The sequence below is a fragment of the Ureibacillus manganicus DSM 26584 genome, from assembly GCF_000772945.1.
Classification (GTDB): Bacteria; Bacillota; Bacilli; order Bacillales_A; family Planococcaceae; genus Ureibacillus; species Ureibacillus manganicus.
Map to the genome: position 1 here is coordinate 102,651 of NZ_JPVN01000006.1, position 26,060 is coordinate 128,710.

General features: G+C 35.0%; 23 protein-coding genes and 1 riboswitch. Of the genes, 19 read left to right on the forward strand and 4 right to left on the reverse strand.

All coding sequences use genetic code 11. From position 1 onward, the window contains the following. The first annotated feature begins 180 nt into the window (after positions 1-180). The 4 genes from CD29_RS06410 (at position 181) to CD29_RS06425 (ending at position 6,596) form a co-directional block, all read left to right on the forward strand. Positions 181-1,659, forward strand: coding sequence for an aldehyde dehydrogenase family protein (locus CD29_RS06410; RefSeq protein WP_036184335.1), 1,479 nt, complete (start codon positions 181-183; stop codon positions 1,657-1,659). 24 nt (positions 1,660-1,683) lie between these two features. Next, the gene (locus tag CD29_RS06415; RefSeq protein WP_036184337.1) at positions 1,684-2,853 is read left to right on the forward strand and encodes a saccharopine dehydrogenase family protein; all 1,170 of its coding nucleotides are present in this window, start codon (positions 1,684-1,686) and stop codon (positions 2,851-2,853) included. Between the two features lie 10 nt (positions 2,854-2,863). Next, positions 2,864-4,057, forward strand: a complete 1,194-nt coding sequence (locus tag CD29_RS06420) for an acyl-CoA dehydrogenase family protein (RefSeq protein WP_036184339.1) — start codon at positions 2,864-2,866, stop codon at positions 4,055-4,057. Positions 4,058-4,376: 319 nt separating this feature from the next. After that, a complete protein-coding gene (locus CD29_RS06425) occupies positions 4,377-6,596 on the forward strand; it encodes a beta-propeller domain-containing protein (RefSeq protein WP_036184341.1) in 2,220 nt (739 codons plus the stop codon). A gap of 115 nt (positions 6,597-6,711) precedes the next feature. Here CD29_RS06425 and CD29_RS20635 read toward each other — a convergent pair whose 3' ends face one another. Next, positions 6,712-8,178 (reverse strand): polysaccharide deacetylase family protein, encoded by a 1,467-nt coding sequence (locus CD29_RS20635; RefSeq protein WP_036184343.1) that lies wholly within the window; start codon positions 8,176-8,178, stop codon positions 6,712-6,714. 127 nt (positions 8,179-8,305) lie between these two features. On the opposite strand from CD29_RS20635, the gene CD29_RS06435 reads away from it, so the two are divergent. Both CD29_RS06435 and CD29_RS06440 read left to right on the forward strand, forming a co-directional pair. Then, the gene (locus CD29_RS06435) at positions 8,306-9,064 is read left to right on the forward strand and encodes a threonine/serine exporter family protein (protein ID WP_036184344.1); all 759 of its coding nucleotides are present in this window, start codon (positions 8,306-8,308) and stop codon (positions 9,062-9,064) included. A 12-nt stretch (positions 9,065-9,076) separates the two neighbouring features. Next, positions 9,077-9,562: a threonine/serine exporter family protein gene (locus CD29_RS06440; RefSeq protein WP_036184361.1), complete on the forward strand. Its 486-nt coding sequence runs from the start codon at positions 9,077-9,079 to the stop codon at positions 9,560-9,562. Positions 9,563-9,623: 61 nt separating this feature from the next. Here CD29_RS06440 and CD29_RS06445 read toward each other — a convergent pair whose 3' ends face one another. Further along, positions 9,624-11,636 carry a bifunctional diguanylate cyclase/phosphodiesterase gene (locus CD29_RS06445; RefSeq protein ID WP_052124024.1) on the reverse strand — a complete coding sequence of 671 codons (2,013 nt, stop codon included), beginning with the start codon at positions 11,634-11,636 and terminating at the stop codon, positions 9,624-9,626. 343 nt (positions 11,637-11,979) lie between these two features. On the opposite strand from CD29_RS06445, the gene CD29_RS06450 reads away from it, so the two are divergent. The 4 genes from CD29_RS06450 (at position 11,980) to CD29_RS06465 (ending at position 17,979) form a co-directional block, all read left to right on the forward strand. Beyond that, positions 11,980-13,722: an ABC transporter ATP-binding protein gene (locus tag CD29_RS06450; protein WP_036184364.1), complete on the forward strand. Its 1,743-nt coding sequence runs from the start codon at positions 11,980-11,982 to the stop codon at positions 13,720-13,722. After that, positions 13,719-15,551 carry an ABC transporter ATP-binding protein gene (locus CD29_RS06455; RefSeq protein ID WP_036184367.1) on the forward strand — a complete coding sequence of 611 codons (1,833 nt, stop codon included), beginning with the start codon at positions 13,719-13,721 and terminating at the stop codon, positions 15,549-15,551. Before CD29_RS06450 ends, CD29_RS06455 begins: the two co-directional genes overlap by 4 nt. Before the next feature lie 98 nt (positions 15,552-15,649). Then, positions 15,650-16,531: a GNAT family N-acetyltransferase gene (locus tag CD29_RS06460; RefSeq protein ID WP_036184369.1), complete on the forward strand. Its 882-nt coding sequence runs from the start codon at positions 15,650-15,652 to the stop codon at positions 16,529-16,531. Positions 16,532-17,058: 527 nt separating this feature from the next. After that, a complete protein-coding gene (locus CD29_RS06465) occupies positions 17,059-17,979 on the forward strand; it encodes a 1,4-dihydroxy-2-naphthoate polyprenyltransferase (protein ID WP_036184371.1) in 921 nt (306 codons plus the stop codon). Between the two features lie 191 nt (positions 17,980-18,170). On the opposite strand, the gene CD29_RS06470 is transcribed toward CD29_RS06465, so the two are convergent. Then, positions 18,171-18,671, reverse strand: coding sequence for a CarD family transcriptional regulator (locus CD29_RS06470; RefSeq protein ID WP_036184373.1), 501 nt, complete (start codon positions 18,669-18,671; stop codon positions 18,171-18,173). Between the two features lie 136 nt (positions 18,672-18,807). Between CD29_RS06470 and CD29_RS06475 the strand changes: the two genes are divergently transcribed. From CD29_RS06475 to CD29_RS19590, 5 genes are all read left to right on the forward strand, one after another. Next, positions 18,808-19,245, forward strand: a complete 438-nt coding sequence (locus tag CD29_RS06475; protein WP_408056606.1) for a MarR family winged helix-turn-helix transcriptional regulator — start codon at positions 18,808-18,810, stop codon at positions 19,243-19,245. A 902-nt stretch (positions 19,246-20,147) separates the two neighbouring features. After that, positions 20,148-21,146: an LLM class flavin-dependent oxidoreductase gene (locus CD29_RS06485; RefSeq protein WP_036184382.1), complete on the forward strand. Its 999-nt coding sequence runs from the start codon at positions 20,148-20,150 to the stop codon at positions 21,144-21,146. Between the two features lie 133 nt (positions 21,147-21,279). Continuing rightward, on the forward strand, positions 21,280-21,567 hold the full coding sequence (locus tag CD29_RS20640; RefSeq protein ID WP_235801792.1) for a sigma factor: 288 nt from the start codon (positions 21,280-21,282) through the stop codon (positions 21,565-21,567). A gap of 55 nt (positions 21,568-21,622) precedes the next feature. Next, entirely contained in the window at positions 21,623-21,796 is a 174-nt protein-coding gene (locus CD29_RS20645) for an RNA polymerase sigma factor (protein WP_235801793.1), read from the forward strand. Further along, positions 21,789-22,430, forward strand: coding sequence for a hypothetical protein (locus CD29_RS19590; RefSeq protein ID WP_052124025.1), 642 nt, complete (start codon positions 21,789-21,791; stop codon positions 22,428-22,430). Before CD29_RS20645 ends, CD29_RS19590 begins: the two co-directional genes overlap by 8 nt. Positions 22,431-22,481: 51 nt before the next feature. Here the strand turns inward: CD29_RS19590 and CD29_RS06500 are convergent, their stop codons facing one another. Continuing rightward, positions 22,482-23,318, reverse strand: a complete 837-nt coding sequence (locus CD29_RS06500) for a S1C family serine protease (RefSeq protein WP_036184385.1) — start codon at positions 23,316-23,318, stop codon at positions 22,482-22,484. A 119-nt stretch (positions 23,319-23,437) separates the two neighbouring features. Continuing rightward, positions 23,438-23,534, forward strand: a riboswitch (guanidine-I (ykkC/yxkD leader). 52 nt (positions 23,535-23,586) lie between these two features. Here CD29_RS06500 and CD29_RS06505 point away from each other — a divergent pair. The 4 genes from CD29_RS06505 to CD29_RS06520 all read left to right on the forward strand — a co-directional run bounded on the left by CD29_RS06505 (position 23,587) and on the right by CD29_RS06520 (position 26,007). Next, a complete protein-coding gene (locus CD29_RS06505; RefSeq protein ID WP_036184388.1) occupies positions 23,587-23,940 on the forward strand; it encodes a DMT family transporter in 354 nt (117 codons plus the stop codon). Next, entirely contained in the window at positions 23,940-24,257 is a 318-nt protein-coding gene (locus tag CD29_RS06510; protein WP_036184390.1) for a DMT family transporter, read from the forward strand. Before CD29_RS06505 ends, CD29_RS06510 begins: the two co-directional genes overlap by 1 nt. A 62-nt stretch (positions 24,258-24,319) precedes the next feature. Beyond that, complete coding sequence (thpR, locus tag CD29_RS06515; RefSeq protein ID WP_036184393.1) at positions 24,320-24,883, forward strand: RNA 2',3'-cyclic phosphodiesterase; 564 nt, start codon at positions 24,320-24,322, stop codon at positions 24,881-24,883. Between the two features lie 287 nt (positions 24,884-25,170). Continuing rightward, positions 25,171-26,007, forward strand: coding sequence for a phosphate ABC transporter substrate-binding protein (locus CD29_RS06520; RefSeq protein WP_036184396.1), 837 nt, complete (start codon positions 25,171-25,173; stop codon positions 26,005-26,007). Positions 26,008-26,060 lie beyond the last annotated feature (53 nt).

A 26,060-nucleotide genomic window follows, 5' to 3' on the forward strand; every position in this document is an offset into this window, starting at 1 on the left:
CTCCATTACATACCACAATTAAAACCAATAGTTCCCATTCGAGTTCTTCCCAGAAGAATTATTACTTTTCAAGAAATAATAATTCTGTAATATTTATTTTAGAAAAAAGAGGATTTAAGTAGAAAATGTCGAATATTAAAAGAATATTATTGAAGTTTTAATCAATTCAAGGAGGGTGTCATGGAACTGAAAAACTTTATCGGTGGTAAATGGATTGAATCAGATACACTTCGAAAGGTGCCTATAATTAATCCAGCTAATGAGGAGATTTTAGGTGAGGTACCGCTATCAACAAATAGTGAAGTAGAGTTAGCTGTTTCAGCTGCTAAGGATGCACAGAAAAGGTGGGCACTCATTCCGGCACCGAAACGTGCGGATTATTTATATGAAATTGGTTATAAGTTAAAAGAAAAAAAAGAATATCTTGCCCAAGTGCTAACAAAAGAAATGGGAAAAGTAATTGAAGAAGCTCGTGGAGAAGTGCAAGAAGGGATCGATATGGCATTTTATATGGCTGGTGAAGGAAGAAGGTTGTTTGGGGAAACAACTCCTTCTGAATTAGCAGATAAGTTTGCTATGAGTGTGAGAAGTCCAATCGGTGTTGTAGGCTTAATCACTCCTTGGAATTTTCCAATTGCAATCGCTACATGGAAGTCATTCCCTGCGCTTGTTGCTGGGAACACTTTTGTTTGGAAGCCTTCTATTGAAACACCAATGATGGCGTATGAGCTAGGGAAAATTTTTGAAGAAGTTGGCTTACCTGATGGGGTTGCGAACATAGTCTTCGGAGCAGGTACAGATGTAGGGACAGCACTTATTGAACATCCAGATGTAAAAGTGATTTCTTTCACCGGTTCAAATGCTACGGGTAGTAAAGTTGCTGAGCTTGGTGGTAAGCATTTGAAAAAGGTATCTCTTGAAATGGGTGGGAAAAACGCGGTCATCGTAATGGACGATGCAGATTTAAAGCTTGCTACTGAAGCGATTATCTGGAGTGCATTTGGTACTGCAGGACAACGTTGTACAGCATGCAGTCGAGTGATTGTCCATAAAGATGTGAAGAATGAACTGGAAGAACAATTACTTGAAGGTATTAGCAAGTTAACGATTGGGGATGGCCTAGATCCTACAGTAAAAGTTGGACCAGTTATTAATCGAGCTGCTTTAGAAAAAATTAGTCATTATGTCCAAATTGGTAAGCAAGAGGGTGCTAGGTTACTAGTTGGGGGTAGTGCACTATCCAATCCACCTTTTGATCAAGGGTATTACTTTGAACCAACAATCTTTACAGATGTGAAAAATGAAATGACGATTGCACAAGAAGAAATATTCGGCCCAGTTGTTAGCGTTATAGAGGTAAATAGTTTAGAAGAAGCAATAGAGGTTAACAACAGTGTGAAGTTCGGCTTATCAAGTTCTATATTCTCTCAAGATGTAAATAAAATATTTAAAGCTCAAAGGGATTTAGATACGGGGATTGTTTACATCAATGCAGGTACTACGGGTGCAGAAATACATTTACCATTTGGCGGAACGAAAGGAACTGGTAATGGCCATAGGGATTCCGGCCAAGCAGCGCTAGACGTTTATACAGAGTGGAAGAGTATTTATATTGATTACAGTGGGAAGCTGCAAAGAGCTCAAATAGATACGGAATAAACTACTTTAAAAGGGGATGTGTGTATGAAGGTTGTAGTATTAGGCGCTGGTTTGATGGGGAAAGAAGTAGCGCGAGATTTAGTAGCAAATGATAAAGTTGAAAAAGTGTTTTTAGCTGATATCGATGTATCAGTTGTACAAAATTTTGTACAACAACTAAATTCAGAGAAATTAGAAGCTGTACAACTAAATGCAAATAATGACGATGAATTGCGTGCATGCATGGCAAAAGGGGAAGTATGTGTAAACGCATTATTCTATGAATTTAATGAAAAAGTAGCAAAGACTGCTATAGAAGTAGGAGTACATTCTGTTGATCTTGGCGGACATATCGGAGAAGTTACAGATCACATACTAGACCTTCATGAAGAAGCAAAAGCCAAAAATGTAACAATCATCCCTGATTTAGGTGTAGCTCCAGGAATGATTAATATTTTAGCAGGGTATGGAGCTTCAAAACTAGATAAAGTTGAGTCTATCAAACTTTATGTAGGTGGTATTCCTACAAAACCAGTAGCACCATTAAACTATACAAGAGTTTTCTCGTTAGAAGGAGTTCTAGATCATTACACAGAGTCATCAAAAATCATTATTGATGGTCAATTAACTGAAGTGGAATCACTTTCAGGTGTTGAACAAGTTTATTTTGACCAATTCGGTGTAATGGAAGCTTTTTATACTTCTGGAGGGACTTCAACACTTATTAAAACGTTCCCAAATGTTAAGACATTGGAATACAAAACAATTCGTTACAAAGGCCATGCTGAAAAATTCAAGTTACTAAGAGATTTAGGATTTATCGATAAGGAAAATAAAGTACAGGTAAACAATAACGAAGTTAAAGTTCGTGATGTTGTTCGAGAAGCATTAAAGAAAAAGCTAGATCAGGGCGACCAGCAAGATGCACTACTTTTACGTGGTATTGTTTCGGGTGAGAAAAAAGGGGAACAAGTTACTTACGAATACGAAACAATTATTATTCGCAATCAAGATGACTATATGACAGCAATGGCTCGTGCGACAGCTTGTACAATTGCAGTTGTAGCTGTAATGGTAGGTTCAGGTGTAATCTCTGACCGAGGTGTATTTACACCTGAAACGATTGTTCCTGGTAAGGAATATATCGAGAAAATGGCCAAACGTGGAGTGAAAATTAAAGAAACGAAACACCGTTCAGCAATCGTGAAATGGTAAGGTGATGGGGATGAACTTCGACTTTTCAGAAGAACAACAATTACTAAGAAAAACAGTACGACAATTTGTTGATAACGAGATTATGCCTCATATTGCAAAATGGGATACTGAAGGTGGATTTGATCCAAACCTTTGGAAAAGACTTGCGGAACTAGGGTTAATGGGGGTTTGCATTCCTGAAAAGTACGGCGGCGCTGGAATGGATTACAATAGTTTAGCAATAGTTTGTGAAGAATTGGAGAGGGGCGATACAGCTTTCCGTACAGCTGTATCTGTTCATACAGGATTGAATAGTATGACACTTCTACAATGGGGGACTGAGGAACAAAAGAGAAAATATTTAATTCCTCAAGCAAAGGGAGAAAAAATAGGAGCGTTCGGTTTAACGGAACCAGGTGCAGGGTCGGATGTAGCTGCAATGGATTCGTTTGCAAGACGTGAAGGGGATTCCTATATATTAAACGGTCAAAAAACATGGATTTCATTATGTGATCTTGCAGACCACTTTATTGTTTTTGCCTATACTGATAAAACAAAAAAACATCATGGGATTACTGCATTTATCGTAGAGAGAACTATGCCAGGCTTCTCCTCAAAAGCGATTAAAGGGAAATACGGAATTCGTGCTGGGAATACAGGAGAGTTGTTCTTTGATGATTTGCGTATTCCAGTAGAAAACCGTTTAGGAGAAGAAGGAGAAGGCTTCAAAATAGCTATGTCGGCTCTTGATAATGGTCGTTTTACTGTAGCTGCAGGCGCGGTCGGGTTAATTTCGGCTTGTATAGAGGCGAGTGTGAAGTATTGTCATGAGCGTAAAACGTTTGGAAAACCGATTGGTGAACATCAATTAGTAGGTCAGATGATTGCTAATATGGAAGCGGGTTATCAAATGAGTCGTTTACTTGTATATCGTGTAGGCGAGTTGAAAAACAAAGGGGTTCGAAATACAAGGGAAACATCATTAGCTAAATGGCAAGCTTGTGATTTTGCCAATAAAGCTGCGGATGATGCGTTGCAAATTCATGGAGCTTACGGTTATTCCGATGAATATCCAGTGGCAAGATACCTACGCAATTCTAAAGCACCTGTAATCTACGAAGGAACTCGTGAGATTCATACAATAATGCAAGCCGACTATGTGTTAGGTCGCAGGGAAGATAAACCATTAAGTAAAATGCTTCCAAAATGGCCATCTGAAGAATAGTTTAAATTGAAAGGATGTGAAGATTCTTAGGAGTCTTCACGTTTTTTGTTTTGGTAAATCCGGAAACGCAAATAAAGTTCAACAATCCGCAAATAATTTAGCAAAACGTAAATAAAGTCCTGAAATATGCAAATAACCCATCCGAAAACGCAAATAAATTCATGAATATCGCTAATAAAATAAGAAAACCGCAAATGACCAAGCCCGAACCTCCTACTGAATATTCATAAAAATGGCAAATTTAATAACAGAATTTTGTAACTATTTTTAACTTCAAAGGTCTAATTGTTAAAGATACGACAACAAAAGGAGTGACAAAATGAAAAAGAGATTCTATGTAGGGGGTTTAATTCTCATCATAGCGGCAATTGTAGTTGGTGCTGTACTTATGCTTGGGAAGAAGGTTGAAGTAGAAGCAACATCAAAGGTTATGGTCAATCATCCTTACCTCATTCATTTTTCTCATGGTCTAAATGATGCGAGTATTGAAAAGAAACAAGTATATATAACAAATAGTGCTGGAGATAAAGTTGATGTTACGATGAAACTTCTAAATAACAATCAAACTCTAGCAATTTTAAATGCCAAATCAGGCAAATATACAGCACACATTGAGAAAAATGCGTTCAAGGATATTTTATCGAACTCAGAAAAGCAAGAGATTACTTTTGAAGTAGTTGACGAAATCAAACACATTGCGTCGAAAGAAGACTTGCAAAACTTCTTCTTAACTGCAGTTAAGAAGGAAAGACGCTATTTTACTGGTGGAGAAGCAGAAACAACAGCTGTATCTGAAAGTGCTGATATGTCAATGGCTGAAGCTAAAAGTGATAATGCTTCAGGTGGAGGATTAGACCACTCTACAACAAATAATCAAGTAGAGGGTATTGAAGAAGGAGATATTGTTGTTACGGATGGGGAGTTTATTTACTCAACTTATGATAATAACATTATTATTACTGATGCACGTGATCCTAAAAATATAAAACAAGTAAGTAAAATAGCATTAGATCAGTACAGCTATCCAATGCAAATAATGGTACATGATGAGATGTTAATTGTTATAAAGGACCAGTGGATTGAGTCGAAAGAGTCAAAATGGCCATATATGGATGGAACTAGTTTAACGACAGCTGCTTTTTATAATATTGAAGACCCAACCAATCCAACATTCATCCGTGAAGTAGGTCAGGATGGATATATGAGTGGGGTTCGGAAATATAATGACATTCTATATATCGTAACAAACAAAACACCAAATTATTGGATTTTATATGATACACCAGTGGAAGATGTTGAACTAAGACCTTACACATATGATAGTGAAGAAGATGAAAAGATTGCGCCTATGGAAATCGACCAGTTAACAATTTTACCAGGTGCTACAGAGCCAAATTACACAATCATTTCCGCGATCGATTTAAATAATTTCGAAAACAAAAAAGTAGAGACAAAAGGCTTCCTTGGTGGCAGTTCAAATCTTTACATGTCTTACAATGCAATTTACTTAACAGCTAATAACTACGAAATGCCAACAACATTGGAGATAGAGGTCGACGGGGATGCAGAAAGTAAAAAAATTAGTGAAGATGCAGCTCAAACTTCGATTGCACGAGACATGATTATCGCTCCAATTTCTACAAATACGGATATTTATAAATTCTCAATTGATGGAACGAATATTGCTTTTGCCGCTTCAACATCAATAGAAGGTACAGTTTTAAATCAATTCTCAATGGATGAATATGATGGACATTTCCGAATTGCAGTGACAGAAGGTCATTCTTGGGGTGCAGAGCCTACTTCTAAAAACCATCTTTATATATTTAATGATAGGCTAGAGAAAGTAGGAGAAGTAACTGACTTAGCAAAAGGTGAGCGGATCTATTCTGCACGGTTTATGGGGGATAAGGCGTATATAGTTACATTTAAAGAGGTGGATCCACTCTTTGTAATTGATTTAACGAACCCAAATGCACCTAAAGTTTTAGGAGAACTAAAAATACCTGGCTTCAGTAATTACTTGCATCCGTTAGATGAAAATCACTTAATTGGAATCGGATATGATACAAAAACGATGGTTGATAGTTACTCAAAACAGCCATTTACTGTAACTGGTGGTATTAAAATATCCTTGTTTGATATTACAGACTTCTCTAATCCGAAAGAACAGGATAACGTAATCATTGGTGGCCGTGGTACTTACTCGGAAGTACAATACAATCATAAAGTGTTATTTAGAAATTCAGAATATAGTTATTTTGGCTTCCCGATTTCTATATATAAAGAAAAAGGTGAATACGATATTCAATATCAAGGTTCTGGAGCAGTAGTATATGAAATTACAGCAGAGAATGGAATTCAACTTAAAGGTGACTTAGTTACTCCACCTGCACCTGGAGAAGAATATGAAAGCTGGGAATCTATGATTCAACGTATGGTATATATTGATGACACACTTTATACAGTTTCCCGTAATGGAATTAAGAGCTACGATTTACAGACATTTAATAGTTTAGGTAGTGTGAGGCTACAATAAAATAATAAAAAAATGATTGGCAAACCTAAAAGTTTGCCAATCATTTTTTAAATAGGTTGAGTTTTCTGACATAAAAAGCTAAAATTTGTCATTTGCATTGCGGAAAAAGGTAATGTTAATTTTGTACTATTTCACTTACTGTTACAAATTCATAGCCTTGATCGTGCAAGTATTTTAAAACACTGTCTAGCCCATCTGCAGTCGATTGGTGAATGTCGTGCATTAGGATTATTGCGTTATTATGCATATTCTTCTTAACCATTGGTAAGAGAGTAGTAGAGTCTCGATATTTCCAGTCCATTGTATCAATTGTCCACATAATTACTGGTAAGTCGATTACACTAACAACTTGGTTATTTTTTGCTCCATAAGGAGGTCGGAACACCGTTGGATATTCCCCCAATACATTTTTTATGGCATTATTTGTAGAATTTATTTGTTCTACTACTTGTTTAGAAGATAGTTCAGTTAGTTTAGCGTGGTTCCAAGAGTGATTTCCAATCTCATGGCCACGTTCCAATGTTTCAATAACGATGTCAGAGTATTTTTCAACACGATTACCAACAACGAAAAATGTCGCTTTTGCATCGTATTTTTCAAGCGTATTTAATATTTGCGTTGTAATAGTTGGGTGAGGTCCATCATCAAAAGTAAGAGCCACTTTTTTATCAGAACTATTATTCTTTGTTGGTGGAGGACTTGTAATCACTGAATCATTTTTTATTCCCGTTTGGAACTCTTTTGAAAGTAACGGATAGATTGATGACAAGGAAATGGAGGCAGTTGGTATACCAATACTACTATTACCTATTTCCCCTTTATTAAAATAGAAAACTAGTGCATCATTTTTAATAGAAAAACGTTGGAAGTAATTCCATTTTGCCACAGTGACATTCGTTAATGTTTCTTTATTAATATGCTTTTGATAGGATTGATTGTTTAATATAGACGCGCGAACTTTTTCTGATAAAGCTGTCAAATGATTAATATCATCTTTTAGAATTTGTTGTAAATCGACAATTTCTCCCGTTTCAATATTAAAGAAAAGGGTATAGATTGTTGTATCGTAAGTATTACTCTTTACCGCAACATTTTTAGTGAACACTAGTGAAAGATAGTGATCCTGGTGTGGAAATAATTCTACTGATATCTTTAAATTGTTTACTAGATTTGTAGATGGATCATTCTTATTCACTGTATCTTTTAAACGTATAATATTTTCGTACTGATTTTTTGAGTCAGATATGTATTTGTTTATTTGTATGTTTAGCGATTCGAAGTTTGTTTTAATATATTGTATTGAATAGGGTTTTGTTGGATCTTTTAAGTTTTCATTTACAATACGAATTCCGTCGAAATTTGTATTGACTATTTCTTGTGTTACGGAAGAAGAAATATCCGGGATATCTAATCCAGCAGTACCTGACTTTAGATCTGTTGGGTTGCTTGCAGATACATTTTGAATCTGATAATCATTATTCATAGTAGTGAAAATGATTATTAACACGGTAAGAGTGGCAATCGTGGTGATTAGGATAATATCAAGTAATCGACCGCCATATTTGCGATCATTGTTATTCATATGAAATCCTTACCCCTTTCAAAAAAATAGTCAATTATGTAAAAATTACTTGAATGATAATCATTTGTATTGAGATTTCTTTTTTTGTTCGATACTATGAGCAAGGAGAAAAAGGAGAATCACTATTATGACTAATAATGAAATCGATTATGAAATGGCCCTAGATTGCCTCTTGCTTGCAGGTCGAATTATGATTGAGAGTGGAGCTGAGACATATCGAGTAGAAGACACAATGATACGAATGGCCCGTTCTCTTGAAATAGAAGATGCGCAAAGCTATGTAACTCCGACAGGAATTATCCTATCTTTGGGGAGAAGACAAAAAACAAAAATAACTACTATATCAAACCGTATTACAGATCTTCACAAAATAGCACTAGTAAACAAAGTTTCTCGTAAACTAACTAATACTAATAAAATAATAACACTAGAACAAGCTTACCACGAGCTAATAAAGATACAAAAAACGAATTATTTTTTACCAATTCCTATGCAAATTTTAGCGGCTGCTTTGGCAAGTAGTACATTATCTATTCTATTCGGTGGATTGTGGTCTGATGTACCCGCAACTTTTGTCGCTGGTGCTGTTGGATTTATTGTAGTGATGGTATTACACGATCTGACAAAAGTTAAGTTTTTCTCTGAATTTATAGGAGCTATCTTCATAGGATTAGTCGCACATTTTGCTGTAAAGTTTCACCTTGGAACAGAAATCGACAAAATAATTATCGGTGGTGTCATGCCGCTAGTTCCAGGATTACTAATGGCTAATGCAATCCGAGATTTAATGGCAGGGCACTTTACTTCTGGAATCTCAAGGGGTGCTGAAGCCTTTTTAACAGCCTTTGCTATTGGTTCAGGTATTGCACTTGTTGTTGCTATTTAAGGAGGCTGTAAATTGGAATATTTAATACACTTTATATTGAGTTTTATTGCAACTGCTTGTTTTGGTGTGATTTTTAATGCATCGGTTAAGGCGATTCCAATTTGTGGATTAGTAGGTTCAGTTGGCTGGACTGTATATTATACGTTTATGCAAGTGAATGTGACAGAAGTTCATGCTACTTTTTTAGCATCCTTTGTAATTGCAGTTGTTGCGCAATTTTTTGCAAGATGGTTTAAAACGCCTATGATTGTGTTTTACGTATCTGGAATTATACCGCTTGTCCCAGGTAGTATTGCTTATAATACTATGCGAAGTATTGTTGAATTAGACTATACAAGAGGCATTGAATTTGGAATGAGAGCATTTATGATTGCTGGTGCTATCGCAATGGGACTTGTCTTTGCGGAGGTCATTATACAATTAATCTATCGTACATTAAACAAAGGCAAAACTTCCATGGAATCGTTTGCTAAGTTAAAACGTCCAAGAATAAAATAATTAAATAATAGGCTACTGATTTAGAAGTGGATCTCCCACTTTATCAGTAGCCTATTTTAATTTAAGAAACAATATTCTCGATTTCTTTTACGTTAACAGGTTTGCTAATTAAGTAACCTTGAATAAGATCACAACCATAGTTTTTCAAAACTTCTCTTTGTTCTTCTGTTTCAACACCTTCAGCTAATACGGTGATATTCATAGATTTACCAAACTGTACAATCCCGTTGACTAATTTTTGATTTTTCTCTGACATCATTAGTGAGTGAATGAAAGTGTGGTCAATTTTTAATATTTCAATCGGTAATAACTGCATATATCGGAATGAAGCATATCCTGTTCCGAAGTCATCTAAAATAAAGACAATTCCTTCGTTTTCTAACAATCTCATTTGCTTTATAATATTAGCTTCGGCCTCAGCTTCTAATGCAAATTTTTCTGTAATTTCAATCTGGATTAAATGAGCGGGACAACCTGTTTTAGAAAGTGTATTCAGTATCGTTTTTGCCATGTTTTTATCACGGAATTCGTGAACTGAAAGGTTAATACTTATTTTTAGGTCGAGTCCCTTTTTAAACCATTCCACAGCCTGTTTGCATGCTTTTTCAATAACAAAGGAGCCAATATTATTAATTAGTCCTGTTTCTTCAGCAATTGGTATTAACTCATCTGGAGAAACTACTCCGATTTCTTCGTCTTCCCAACGTACTAATGCTTCAACACCTATAATTTTCCCCTTTGAAAGGTCGAATTGTGGTTGGTATAAAACTTCTAAATGCTTCTGATCCAATGCAAGGAGCAATCGCTTTTCAATCATTGACTTACGATGTAGTGCTTTGTGCGATGTAGCAGAAAGTGATGATATATTGTTGCCACCAGCTTCACGAACAGTTTGAATTGTTTTTATTGAGGCTTTCATTAGTTCTGTAAAGTTTGACTGGTCTTTTGGCGAGTGTGTAATACTTCCGCTAATTGAAATTGGTACAGCCACATTTCCAATATAAATCGGATTTTGTTTTAGATAGTGTAAAAATCCTTGAATAAACCATTCACTTAGCGGTGTTAGAATAACGAACTCGTTGGAATTAATCCTCGCCATTGAACTGTCTTGGAAGTAAATTTTCATACGTTTAACAAATTCTGTTATGAAGTTATTTTCAATTTGTATATTATGTATTTCTTTAAGAGTATAAAATTTATCAATACTCAAATATACAAAGGAAAAGCTTAAACCATTTTCTATATTTTCATTTACGACTTGTTCTAAACGATAGTGATTCATTAATCCTGTTTCAGGATCAACATATGCAATTTTCTCAAGGCTATCTTTTAATAACTTCTCCTCGGTGATATCGTGTTCAATTAAATTATATAGAAAACGATTTTCTGTAGAAGAATACGTAGGAATTGCAATCAGATGAACCCAATAGGATTGTCCATCCTTTGTTATTTTTTCAACCTCACCATGCCAAACGTTCCCAGAAGTAATTGTCTTCCAAATTTTCTCTGCCGCTTCTTCACCTTCTTCGGTTTCAGGGAAGAGTTGCCAAAACGTTTTCCCAATAACCCTTTTTGGAGTCCAGTGGCTCGTTTTAAGGAATTTTTGGTTGCAATTAATAATAAAGCCTTCATCATCAATTGCAACAAACATATATGTTGAGGTAAGCCCTTTTTTAAGATCAATTAACTCCTGTGTGGATGTGTTTACTTTTCTCAATTCGTCATTTAAAAAGCATACAACTAGCGTACATAATTCCCCATCATAGCTTGAAGGAATAGTAATAATAGATGATTCTAGTAGATTTTCATCCTTTGTGAGTAGCTGAATATTCTCGAATTGATATTTATCTTGATGATCTGATAAAAGATTCAATAATTGCTCTGGTATAGTTGATAATAGGGTAGTTTTAATGTTATCAGTATCTTTAAATTCGTTAAAGGAGTGTTGAAATACATCCTCACATAATTGATTCCATAATAAGAGTTTATGTTGTTTGTTCATAACAAAAGAAGGAAAAGGAGAATTCAAAATTATCTGATCGTCGATACGATAATTGGTTTTTACAAGTTCCATTCTATTTTATCTCCCTTTTAAAGAATAATTTACTATTATTATAAAATTAAATCGTTATTTAGTCATTATTATAATAATGGATTATTTATGACAAATAGATAATTTGTGACTTTTTAACTATAACGAGCGTGAAAAGATTCAAAATTTAATAAGATTATAAGAATTTTTAATTTGCGATATGTCTGAAAATTGCATCACGCTCTCACAAGGTGGTAAAGGTTAACTGCAATGTAAATCAAATGTGTGAATGTTTAGAAAAATTGTTCTATACTAGTAGAATAAAATTTATATAGATATTTCGTAAGAACATAAGGGGGTTCTTACTGGGGTTTAGGGGGTAGACATGAAGACAGTATTTTCTTACGTTAAACCTTATTGGTTATCTGCATTAATTGCTTTTATATTAATGCTCATTGAATTAATGATTGAACTGGTTCAGCCGTTAATTATTGCGAAAATTATTGATGAAGGAATTGTTGTCAATGATTTTAGTTCAATTCAGTTTTGGGGGATTGTGTTAGTTATTTTAGCTATTGTGGCACTCCTCTCTGGAATCATTAACTCGTATTTTGCAGCACATGTTGCACATAGTTTTGGTTTCGATTTAAGAAATGCTTTGTTTAGTAGAATCCAAGCATTTACTATGGCTACTTATTTGAAGTTTCCAACTTCCGGGTTAATCACAAGACTAACAAATGATGTCACTCAAGTACAAAACGTCTTATTTATGAGTTTACGAATTTTAGTGAGGGCACCTCTTGCAGCATTTTTAAGTTTAGTAATGGCCTTTATCATCAACCCTAAAATTGCTCTGTTTTTATTTATTGGAGCGCCAATTGTTGTTGGGTTTTTGTATTTTATGGTGAAAAAGGGGATTACTTATTTTGCTCAAGTACAATGGCGACTTGACCGAGTTAACCGAGTGTTACAGGAATGTTTACAAGCTATTCGATTAGTGAAGGCATATATGCGTAACCAATATGAATCTAGTAGATTTCAACAAGTAGCAGATTCTCTAAGACTCGATACAACTAAGGCACTTCGTATTATGGAACTAATAATGCCGGTACTTTTGTTAATCATGAATGTTAGTTTACTTGCCGTTATTTGGTTTGGATCTAATGAGGTTCACGCGGGAAATGCACAGGTAGGTGAATTAGTGGCTATTATTAACTACTCGATGCGAGTAACAGGGAACTTTACGATGTTTGCCTTTATTATCATTGCGATTGCTCGTGCTAAAGCTTCATCAGATCGTATGAAAGAGGTATTAATAGTTGATGAAGGCGGGTTAGAAGAACAAAGTGATAAAAAGGAAACTAAAATAAATTCTTCTATAAACGAAATAGGAACTGTTCGTTTTGAAAATGTATCATTTACATATCCGAATTCTGAGTTACAAGTATTATCAAATATTTCTTTCGAAGTTAAGCGAGGAGAAAAGTTAGCAATAATGGGGGAAACAGGTGCAGGGAAAACAACCTTACTTAATCTGATTCCAAGATTTTATGAACCTTCAATTGGGAATGTTTTTGTAAATGGACGAAATATCATTGATTGGAGCATGGGGGAGTTAAGAGCAATGATTGGTTTTGTCCCTCAAAAATCTTTGCTATTCACAGGATCCATTTCTGAAAATTTAAAATGGGGAAAACAAGATGCGCTAGTTTCAGAGGTTCGTATCTCAGCAGAGCAAGCACAAATTCATGAAACGGTAGAAACTTTCCCCAATAAATACGAAACTCGTGTAGGCCAAAAGGGTGTGAATCTATCAGGTGGTCAAAAACAACGCCTTTCAATCGCAAGGGCACTTATTCGGAAATCAAGGATTCTAGTATTGGATGACAGTACAAGTGCTCTTGATATTAAGACAGAGGGAGCCCTTTGGGAAGCATTAGAAGATGAAAATGCAACGATGTTCGTTGTCACACAAAAAGTTCGAACAGCTAGATCTATGGATAAGATTTTGTTATTGCACGAAGGCAAAGTAGAGGCCTATGGAACACATGATGAATTGATTCAAATAAGCACACGTTATCAGCAAATTGTAGAGTCACAGGAAGAACAGGTAGGTGAAGAAGGGTGAATTATATAAGAAAACCGTTCGGCTATGAACCTATTCTAAAAAAGGAAGACTTAAATCGAAAGACAGAAAAGAAAAAAGGACCCCGTGCAAGTGATTGGAAAAGCACATTGCTTAGGATTTGGAAAATTGTCGATGAACAAAGAATTTTGTTAATTACTGTTTTCTTCATGGTTGTGATTAGTTCGATATTGTCATTAACAGGGCCGTTGTTAATTGGGATTATTATTGATGAGTATATACTAAAGAGCCAATTCCAAGGAATGGCGCCAATGATTATTGTTTTAATAGGGGTTTACATTATTTTGTCGATATCACTATTTTTACAAAATTACTGGATGATTGGTATATCACAGACAACGATTTTTAAAATGAGGACTGGACTCTTTAATCATCTCATGAAATTACCAGTTTCCTTTTTTGACAAAAGACAACATGGGGAACTAATGAGTCGAGCAACAAATGATATTGAAACGGTAAGTGCAACTTTAAATACATCGTTTATTCAAGTGTTTTCTAGTTTACTAACTCTAATTGGAACCGTCATTGTGATGATATATTTAAGTCCACTATTAACAGTTTTAACGATGTTAATAATTCCGCTTATGTTTATGGCGATGCGCTGGACTACAAAACGAACAGGGAAATTGTTTAAAGAGCAGCAAGCGGCAGTTGGGGCATTAAATGGGATGATTGAGGAAACGATTTCTGGTCAGACGATTGTCAAAGCGTTTTCACAAGAAGAACGAGTGATCGAGGAATTCCGAGAAAAGAATGCTAGATTACGTAGAACTGGTTTTTGGGCTTTAACCTATTCAGGTTTTATTCCAAAAGTTATGAACTTTTTAAATAACATTAGTTTTTCGATTGTAGCTGGAATTGGTGGAATTTTAGCATTTAATGGACTTGTAACAATTGGGGTAATTGTAATATTTACAGAGTATGCAAGGCAATTTACGCGACCATTAAACGATTTGGCAAATCAGATTAATACAGTATTATCAGCAATTGCAGGGGCAGAACGGGTTTTTTCAATCATGGAAGAAACGAAGGATATTGATGAGGGGAAACTTCCTGATAATACTCAGTTAAAAGGGGAAGTAGAATTTAAAGACGTGCATTTTAAATATGATTTAAGCGAAGATCAAGAAACATTAAAAGGGATTAGCTTCCATGTTAACCCGGGCCAAACAGTTGCTTTAGTAGGTGCAACAGGTGCTGGAAAGACGACAATTATGCAATTGATTGCTCGTTTTTACGATGTGGAGAGTGGTGAAATTCTGTTTGATGGTAAAGATGTGCGTGACTTAAAAAGAGAAACATTACGCAGCCAAATGGCATTTGTATTACAAGATCCGTTTTTATTTGAGGCATCTGTATATGAGAATATTCGTTACGGTAAATTAGATGCTACAGATGAAGAAATTGTGGAAGCTTGTAAAAAAGCGAATGCCCATGAGTTTATCATGAAGCTTCCGAAGGGATATGACACTATACTTGCTAGTGATGGTAGTGAAATTTCCCATGGTCAAAAACAACTTCTATCTATTGCTAGAGCACTAGTAGCAAATCCTGTAATTCTATTACTAGATGAAGCGACAAGTAGTATTGATACAGTAACGGAAGTGAAGATACAACAGGCATTAGAATTGTTAATGGAAGGAAGAACGAGCTTTGTCATTGCCCACCGTTTAAATACAATTCGATATGCTGACCTCGTATTCGTCATGCATCAAGGTGAACTAGTTGAGTCTGGCTCACAAGAAGAACTGATTGAATTTGGAGGGATCTATTCCAAAATGTTGGAGCAGAAAGATAGTTTTAGGGAATAAGTGAATTTTATAGTAAACAACACAAAAATTCGCGGTTGCACTTCATACTATGTAACTCTAAAATTATATGGAGTGTAAAAAAGAATTGGAGTTTAGCCATGAATTTTTCAATTATAAAAGCATCTTTTCCAATAGATACTGAGACATTTGATGAAATTAAAACTTTATGTGTAGAAGCAGGGAATGTTGACCGTGTAAGTTATTGTTCTTTGCTGAATTTGCGTGAAAGTAAAGAATTATATAGTAAAGGTTTTTTTGTACTAGCGTATGATGACGAACTAAACCAATTAGTTGGTGTAGCAAGTGCTATTGATATAATGGGACTTGAAACGTATGACTGGTCAATGGTCGTTTCTCCCATGTATCGACAAATTGGGATTGGCACAGCGCTATTTAAAGTGCTACATGAAGGTTTGTTTGAACGTGGTGCAGAAGGGGAGCTAGCCCTTGTTCACGAAAATAGCACCTTTGGTAAAAGGTTCTTAGAGCGTTTTGGTTTTATATATAGCTTTTCTGAAGCGACATTTGAGGCAAAGGCTCAGGTAGCAAATCCAGATAGTCCTATTTATATCAGACAATATTCTAAATTAGATCAAAATGCATTAGTTCAAATTTTTAGTGAAGCGTTTGGTGATTTACGTGAAGAATCTTTGGAACTAATTGATTATAATACTACGACCGAAGGAAGCATCCTATGGGTTGCTGAACTAAATGGAGATGTAGTTGGTACTTTAACTACTTCTAAAGAAGGCGATGTTCAAAAGGTTACCGCCTTTGCAGTTCATCCAGAAGTACAAGGAAAAGGAATAGGCACAGCATTACTTGATTGGTCTAGAGACTTTGCATTAAGAAATGGCGAAAAATACGTTATGTTAGATGTAGAAATTGAAAATGAACGTGCGCTATCTGTTTATGAAAAAGCAGGGTTTCAAAAATGTATGCAAGTGGATTATTACGTGTATAGCAGTGGCCGTGACTGATTTTAAACAAAAAGAGGCTGGGACAAAAGATAATTTTCAACCAAAAGTCAGTATTACGTATAATAAAAATCTGCTAACGCTATATTAGAAAGTCGTCGCTTCCGAGGCATGCGAAGACTCTCTCGAAAATGCTAAAGCATTTTCTCGTTGTGATGTTATTCAACGAAGCATTCCTTGTCCTGCAGGACGTAGAAGCAGTCATGAGACCCCGGAGAGCTTTAGCTCCCGGAGGCTCATGGCTTCCCCTGGATGCGCGAAGCATGCATCGGAAACGAACGTCTCTATATCAAAAAGGTACTATCCCAATTGAAAATGGGTTGTACCTTTTTACTTATGTCCCAGCCTGTTTTTAATATGCTCATGAACAAACAACAAATTGTTATTTCACACTTTTTGTGGATAATCTTTCATTCTCGCACTTATTAGAGAATTTGTTATAATGAATAGACGGAAAGATACATCAAACATTATGTTGATAAAAAATAATAGTAGTTTCAAATATTATTAATAGGAAGTTGAATTAATCAATGGAAGATATAAAGAAGGAAATAAGTCCTGCAAAACTTATGTGGAAGATGACACGTCCTCATACTTTAACAGCAACATTTGCACCGGTAATATTAGGAACGGTTATTGCATTGTATGATACAAACATTAACTGGTTGTTGTTTGCTGCAATGATGGTCGCATGTCTTGCGCTACAAATAGCGACAAATTTATTTAATGAATACTATGATTTCAAACGTGGTCTAGATACTGCAGAATCTGTTGGTATCGGTGGAGGAATTGTAAGGCACGGCTTAAAACCTAAAAACGTACTAACAGTTGCTATATTATTGTATGTATTGGCTGCAATAATTGGTGTTTACATTTGTGCAAGCAGTAGTTGGTGGTTAGTCGCTGTTGGATTGTTTGGTATGGCAATCGGATATTTATATACAGGAGGTCCACTTCCTATAGCATATACTCCATTTGGTGAACTTTTTGCTGGAGCGTTAATGGGATCGGGCTTCGTATTAATCTCTTATTTTATTCAAACAGGTACAGTAACGTTATTAAGTTTCATGATTTCCATTCCAGCTATGATTTTAGTTGGGGCAATTAATATGTCGAATAATATTCGTGATATTGAAGAAGATACAAGAGGCGGAAGAAAGACGCTCGCCATATTACTAGGTAGACATGCTGCAGTAATGGCATTAGCGAATTCATTTTTCATTTCGTATTTGTGGATCATTGTACTAATCATGATAGGGGATCTAAGTCCTTGGTCATTAGTTGTATTATTAAGCCTACCAAAACCGATTTCTGCTATAAAAGCATTTCAAAATGGTGTGAAAGAACCGGCGTTAATGCGAACTGCTATGAAATCGACAGCCCTTACTAATACTTTATTTAGCTTCTTATTATCAATTGGATTATTCATTAATTATTTAATAAACGCATAAAAAAAGAAGTAATCTATTCACACACGAATGTGGAAAGATTACTTCTTTTTTGTAAATTCGTGATTGTATCTTCATAATAAATCCAGTGAAGCCTGAAGTTTATTAGGAGGAAAATAGGAGGCGTTAGATACGAGGTTGTAGCGGAAATTAAAAGGAGAAAGGGCGACAAGCCTTTTCTCAATAATAGGAACTTAGAATTGATGTTGCAAACTTTTCACAACACGATTGTAAATTTCGTCGCTCGTCGTTTCTAATGAGAGTGCAAGTTCTGAAAATAGTATATTTTGAATGGACGTTAATAACTTCATATCTTGTGAACCTAGCTTTTTGCCAAGAAATTCATTGTCATGTTGTTTAACCATCAAAGTGTTTACTATTTTTGCAATTTCAAATCGATCACCATTTTTAATAGCTTCTGAGAAAATATGAATACGGTGGTTGTTTTTTTCAATCCAATCTACACCAGGATGCTTGAAGGAATCTATGATTTTCTCAGCAGTTGCTTTATTAACAACATCTTGTAAATTTATTTTATCGCTATGAATGGGTACATTTATAACAAGTTTAGAATCATTGATAGGATGCATTACATAATAAGTTTTTGTTTGGTTTGAAAAACTTTTTTCTGTAATATCGTCAATTTCACAAATGCCGTGGGAAGAATAAATGATTAAATCCCCAACACTATACATACAGTCGCCACCTATTCGGGTATTTTTTGTCAACTAAGTTTACAATACTAGTGTAACATGGAAATATAAAAATGTCAATTTGGTTGACAATAAAATGACGTTCTTCTATAGTAATAGTGACAATTTAGTAGAAGAGGTGCTCATTTTGACTGAACATCTAAATAATGTTGGTTTAGTAAACTTAATAATAGAGAAACACGAGTATGTACGACATATGATTGAGAGTTTGTGGGAGGAACAGAGTGATATAAAGATTTCACAAACGGAATGGTACATCATGCATAAAATTTATGGATATAAACCAACCATTTCAGATGTATCAAAAAATGTTACAATAACAAGACAAGCAACCCATAAAAATATAAAAAGTTTACAGGCAAAAGGCTTAGTAGAAATTAGCAATTCTGAAAATAGTAAGAGAGATAAATGCATAAGTTTAACCAAATTAGGGGTACAATGCTGCGATAAACATACAGAGTTAAAATCCAATTTTGAAAATAAAGTTGCTTTAATAATTGGTGAAGATCGATTACTTATACTAAAGGATATTTTGAAGGCAAACTGGGTAATATAGATGATTTTGCGAGAAGGATGGTCAATCCTCTCGCATTTTTTTATGTGTAAAATTCAATTGTGGACTATAAAAAAGGGGAGATGGACTATTAATAAGTCGAATAAGGTTGAAATAAAGTTTGAGCTTTATGCATTAGCTTATGGGGCGAATTTAAAGGTTTGCAAGACTATTAATCTATCCAAATTCAAAATATACTGCATAGATTTATAAGTTTTATGTCAATGTAGTTTACAATACTTGCAATGGACTAAAGTCGAATTGTCGACGGCATACAGTAAAATAGAATAGTTTCGTTGTATAGTTTTGTAACTATGTGGAATTTTAAAGTTTTCTCGTTAAAATCAATAGATTAGATAAATAGTATAGTTTTTTATGTCAAATCAGTTGACGGAATTATTATCGTGAGGTGCTAAAGTGCTAACTAAACGCAAAGGTTTGAGGTGTTATTTTACAATAGATATTTAAACACCATCAAATAATTGAAATCGCTCTAAAAACAGCTTTTACAAGAACAAGTTAATAACAATTTGTCAACGAGGTTTACAATAAAAGTATATTCAACAAAGGCTTTGTCGAATAAAATCAAACATTTATCGTTTTGCTACAAAAGATTATGCACCACTGTATAAATGTGAAAACCGACATTACAGTTGGTTTTGTTAATAAGGTCAATTAAACTTATTGTCAACTAAGTTGACTGAATAGTTATTAAATGGTTAACGAAATGTCGTTTTATTCAACATATTATTGTCGAAACAATTTAAACTCGAATTTTGGAATTGAAATGAATGAGTTTAGGTAAGTCTATAAAGTGGATATTTTAGAAGGTTGTTCGTTACAATTGAAATGATTAAGCAATTGTTTGGAAAACGAAAAGTATCAACAAAGGGGGAGTTCAATTGATGCGATTAAGCGTATTGGATCAAGCACCGATCACAAAAGGAAATACAGCACAGGACGCGTTAGCAAAAGCAGTTGAGCTTGCTATTGTAACAGAAGAATTAGGATATGAACGAATTTGGATGGCAGAACATCACAATACACAGGGATTTGCTAGTTCAGCCCCTGAAGTTACAGCAGCCTTCATTGCCGCGAAAACGAATCGTATTCGTGTTGGTACTGGCGGAACGATGATTATGCACTATTCACCATATAAAGTGGCAGAGAATTTTAAGACACTTAGCGCCCTTGCACCAGGAAGAATTGATTTTGGCATTGGAAGAGCACCGGGTGGAGATCAGTATGCTATGTATGCTTTATCAGACGGACGCAGACCAGAAGTGGAAAATATTTATGAAAAGATTGATGCTGCATTAGCATTTATTAATGAGGAAATTCCTGAAAATCCATATTATAAAAGAGTTACTGCTTCTCCAAATCATATCCCTCTACCTGAAGCTTGGATTTTAGGTTCCAGTGGAAATAGTGCAATAGAGACTGGTAGAAGAGGTGTGGGTTATTCTTATGCGCAATTTTTCAATGGTTTCATGAACAAAGGAATCTTTGATGCATACCGTCAAAGTTTTGTGCCCTCTGCATTTATGGAAAAACCAGAGATTATGGTTTCCTATTTTGTTACAGTAGGGGAGACAAGAGAGGAAGCGGAATTCGAAGCAAAACCTGCGGATATCTCTCGAATGTTATTTATGCGCGGGCAAGTCAATGCACCTCGTCTAACACCTGAAGAAGCAAAAGACTATCCGTTAACAGAGATGGACAAAATGTGGATTGAAGAAAATCGTAAATTGAATATTGTCGGTACTGCAAAAGAAGTTGGGGATTTTTTAAGACAAGAACAAGAACTATACGGCTTTGATGAAGCAATGATCTGTACGATTCCCCATTCACAAAAAATGCGATTGAAAGTATATAGGCTTTTAGCTGAGGAAATGCTTGGTTAAAATTTTTATTTAGAACTAGAGAGTAGTTTACCTTTCTAGTTCTTTTTTTAATTCAATCATGACAATATATAGAAAAAACAAACTTCTTAATAGTTAGCCTCGTTTATAAGGTGGAAAGGGGAGTGAGAAGTTGATGCAAGAGGAAGAACTGAAACAAATAATGCAGAATTACACTGATTTGTTGTTACGAATTGCCTACTATTATGTGAAAGATTTATATAGAGCGGAAGATATAGTGCAGGATGTTTTTATTAAATTCTATAATTACCAACACCATTATGAGGAACGTGGAGATTTAAAAGCTTTTTTATCAAAAATGACAATGAATAAATGCAAAGACTATTTGAAAAGTTGGTCCTATCGAAAAGTGCTATTCCAAAATAAGTTGTTCATGAAATCGGGGTGTAAAAGTAAAAGATAGCCTCGTTAGAAATGATGAAGAAAAATTAATTGAAATAGCGATATTAAACCTACCGATTAAACAGCGTGAACCAATTATGTACTATTATTTTGAGGAAATGCCGATTAAAGAGATTGCAAGACTTCTAAATATTACAGAGAGTACGGTAAAGACACGTCTAACAAGAGGGAAAGAACTGCTAAAGAACAAATTAGTAGAAGTGGAATGGGAGGTGCTGTTAAATGAATAAACAAAAAATTGAGAAGTTGAGAGATCTTTCGCAAAGTAAGGAAAAAGTTATTAGAAATGTTCTTCAAACTATTCAAGAAAAGCGAGTGAAAAAGGTAAGATGGCAATTTCCTATTTTAGCATTGATTCTAACAGCATCAGTAGCCTTATTTATTATTAACCAAACAGACTTTAGATCATATAATTTTCTAGATACAGGGATTGAAGCGAGTTCAAAAGTAATTGTCGAACCGCAAATCGCACCTCTAACAGATGAAGAATTTTCGTATGTTGGAACACACGAGGTACCTGATGCAACGAAGGATGACTTCCGAAAGTTTACTTTTACGTTTAAAGTGGAACATGGCCAGGATGTGATTTCAAGAGAAGTTGAGATGTTTCAAGGGTGGAAGGACTTGATGAAATCAATAGATGGTTTTGACCGATATTGGTTCGGTAGTGGATGGGAGCTCGACAACGACAGTGAAGATTATGCAGAGTACTACATGGAGTTTGTCCTCTATACAAAGGGAATAAGCGAAGAACAAATACAACAAACATTTGAAGCAGCCATTGTTCAGGTTACGTTGACCGGTGAAGAAGAAAAGGTTTTAAAGAAATATCGCGTCAGTGATTATTTAGAAATTGTAGAATAATAATAGGAGCTGACTCGAATATAAATGAGCCAGTTCCCTTTTCAATTTTTATTAATCATTCAAACGGTCTTGTACAAGGTCAATTGGAACAAACAACCCTACATTTCCATGTTCTTTATCATCAATCGTTGCAAAGACAACGCCAATTACTTCCCCATCCATATTAATCACGGGACTACCACTATTACCTTTATATACTGGCGCATCCATCATATAGACAGCATCTTTCCAATCAGAAAGTGCTTTTGTCCCTAGAATGCGTCCTTCGTTAGCAATACCCGTAAAGAATAGAGGATTACCTATAAAGTAAATTGCCTCGTTAAAGGTGAATTCATAGGTTTTTGCCAAATTTAAGTGTGGGAGGTTTTCCCCTTCAACTTGTATAAATGCAATATCAATTTCAGGGTAGCTTTCAATTACCTCTGCTTCGTATATTCCATCTTCGGGGAAGTAGACCGTTAGTGACAATGCATCTTCAATCACGTGAGCATTTGTTATTATTAACCCGTCTTTAGTTACTGTAAAACCGGTCCCTTTACTGTCTTGGGTTGAAATTTGTACGACTGACTTTTTATAATCTTGGATATCGCTTTGAAATGATAGTGAAGCTGATTTTTTTATGAACTCTACTGCAGGAATAGAAAATATTTCAAAAATCACAGCAAACGTGCTAAAAGCTAACATGATGGCAATCAACCAGGCTAGGAATCTTGCAAATGGAGGTTGTCGTTTTGGATTAACCTTTTCACCAGCCAACCGGGCAAGTCGTTCTTCCCGTGCTTTTTCTAAAGCTTCCTTCTGTGCTTCTAAAACAAGCTCTAGAAATTCTTCATCTTCGCTAATTGGCTCTGATTCATTTTGTTCGTATCGTTCCTTTTCATTTGACATGCCATCACCACCCACATTAATACTCTAAAACTATCATATCGAAAGTTTAAGAAGATTGAAAATTATTAAGAACACTTGAATCGTATTTGTGAATGTGCAATAATACAAATCAATTGGATAAAAAAGTTTTCTAGGGTTCCGCTCATTTGAGGTCTGGACCGAGAGAAAACGCACGTGTGACAACGTGTAACACGGAAGGATAAAAGCCTGGGAGATACTATTTATAGTAATCTCTCGGGCTTTTTTGTTTAAAAAAAGGAGGTACATGATGAATAAACATTGGATAAAACTGCTAGTTGCAGTAGTGTTAGAGGTCATTTGGGTAATTGGGCTAGCTCATTCTTACGATGTATGGACCTGGTCAGGAACAATTTTAGCTATTCTTGCATGTAATTACTTTTTAATTACAGCAACACAATATCTGCCGACGGGAACTGCCTATGCAGTATTTGTTGGACTTGGAGCAGCGGGTGCTGTTATCTCTGAAATTTTATTTTTCGGGGAGCCTGTACACTTTCTAAAATTACTATTTATCATTCTTCTACTTGTTGGAGTTATTGGTTTGAAATTAGTAACTGATCAGGAAGAAAAGAAGGCAGAGGTAGAGGAGGGACATGAGTAATGGCTTGGATTGCTTTAATATTTGCAGGATTATTTGAAACATTCTTTGTGGCAATGATGAATCAGTATAGTGTTAAACGAAACTGGAAACCGCTAGCATTGATGTTATTAGGATTTGGAATCAGCTTATATTTGTTACAATACGCCATGGAGACAATCCCAATGGGAACAGCTTATGCGATATGGACTGGTATTGGAGTTGTAGGTGGCACAATCGTAGGAATGCTCTTTTATGGTGAATCAAAAAATTGGAAAAGAATCTTTTTCATTGCAATGATCCTTATTTCTGCAATTGGATTAAAAATTGTGAGTGGTTAAATTGTTGGTTTGATGTGAATGATGAAACTAATTAAAGAATCAATTAGTAAAGGAATGACATTATGGCAAACAATCATCATTATTTCTTTGCCGTCAAATTACCATATGAAGTAAAAACTTATCTGAATCGTTGGGTTCAAATGCATGATGCGCATTATCCCTTTAAAAGATGGGTACATCCAGAGGATTATCATATTACATTAGCCTTTTTAGGTTTTGCAGAGAAAGAAATGCTAGATCAAGTTTTGAGTAAGGTTGCTGATCTTCTGAAAAATGAAGACTCATTTGAGCTAACATTAAACAAATTGGGGATTTTTGGGCCAGCAAAATCACCTCGTATTTTTTGGGCGGGTGTTAAAGAATCTGATGAGATAAATCTTCTGCAAAAAAAGGTATTTAAAGCATGTCTAGATACGGGTTTTAAGTTAGATAAAAAGCCGTTTAAACCTCATATCACTATTGCAAGAAAATGGGGAATTGAAAAACCATTGGAACATGAAAAATTACCCGAATTGAAAAACAGTGAAGGTGGAGATTTCTCTTTTACAATCAGTGAGGTCGCGTTATATGAAACGCATCTGGACCAATCTCCGAAATACAGGGAATATACACTTTTCTCTTTGTAACTTAACATTAAAACTTAATATTAATATTTGTAATTAGGGTGTCTGTGAAGTATTTATTTAAACTTCTGAGGCACCCTTTTACTAACAGTTTTTTAAAAATTTTAGGATTACTATAAAGGAAGAAAATATTTACATAATTATAGACAAATTTCAACAATTTTTACATCCAATTTACTGCCAATTAATAAATTTACAAAACCTTTACAATAATGTGGTTGTAAATTTACACATCATAATTATTCTAGAGTAGGCTAATTGATGTCTCATGTCTCGGAGGTATAAAAGTTATGTTAAAAACAATTAGAACGTTAGGATTACTAGCCCTTCCTTTAACGGTTTTATTATCAGCATGTGGACCATCGTCAGATGATGGTGAAACATCAAATGGTAATAACTATACTTTAGCAATATCAGGATCCACATCAGTTGGTCCATTAGCGGAAAAATTAGCAGCTAAATATGAAGAACAAGCTGAAATAAATATAGAAGTAAACCAAATCGGTTCTTCTGCAGGTATTACAAATGCAACGAGTGGTGTATCAGAAATTGGTATGTCCTCTAGGGATTTAAAGGAAGAAGAAATCGCCAATGGCTTAATTGATACGATTGTTGCCTATGATGGTATCGTTGTTGTGGCCCATCCAAGTAATAAAGTCAAAGATCTTACGGTAGAACAAGTAAAACAGATTTTTACTGGTGAAGTTACGAACTGGAAGGAACTTGGTGGAGAAGACTTAGAAATTGTTGTTGTTTCTCGAGAAGATGGTTCTGGTTCGCGAGATGCCTTCCAAGAAATCGTTGGTTATTCTTCCGGTGAACTTATTCGAAGCTCAATTGTTGCAAGTGGAAACGGGAATATTAAAACAACTGTTGCTACAAATAAGCATGCAGTAGGGTTTATATCTTTTGAATACATTGATGACTCGATTTCCCCGATAAAAATAAATGGGGTAGAAGCTACAGCTGAAAATGTATTAAATGAAACTTATAAATTGTCTAGACCATTCTTATTTGTCCATAAAGAAGAAAACCTAAGTGAGAAGGGGCAACAATTTATTGATTTCATTTTAAGCCCAGAAGGACAGAAGATTGTCTCAGAGTCAGGTGTAATACCGATTAAATAAACCATTAATATATTGAATAATCTTTAGCTGTTGTTTACTTAGTGATGTAAACA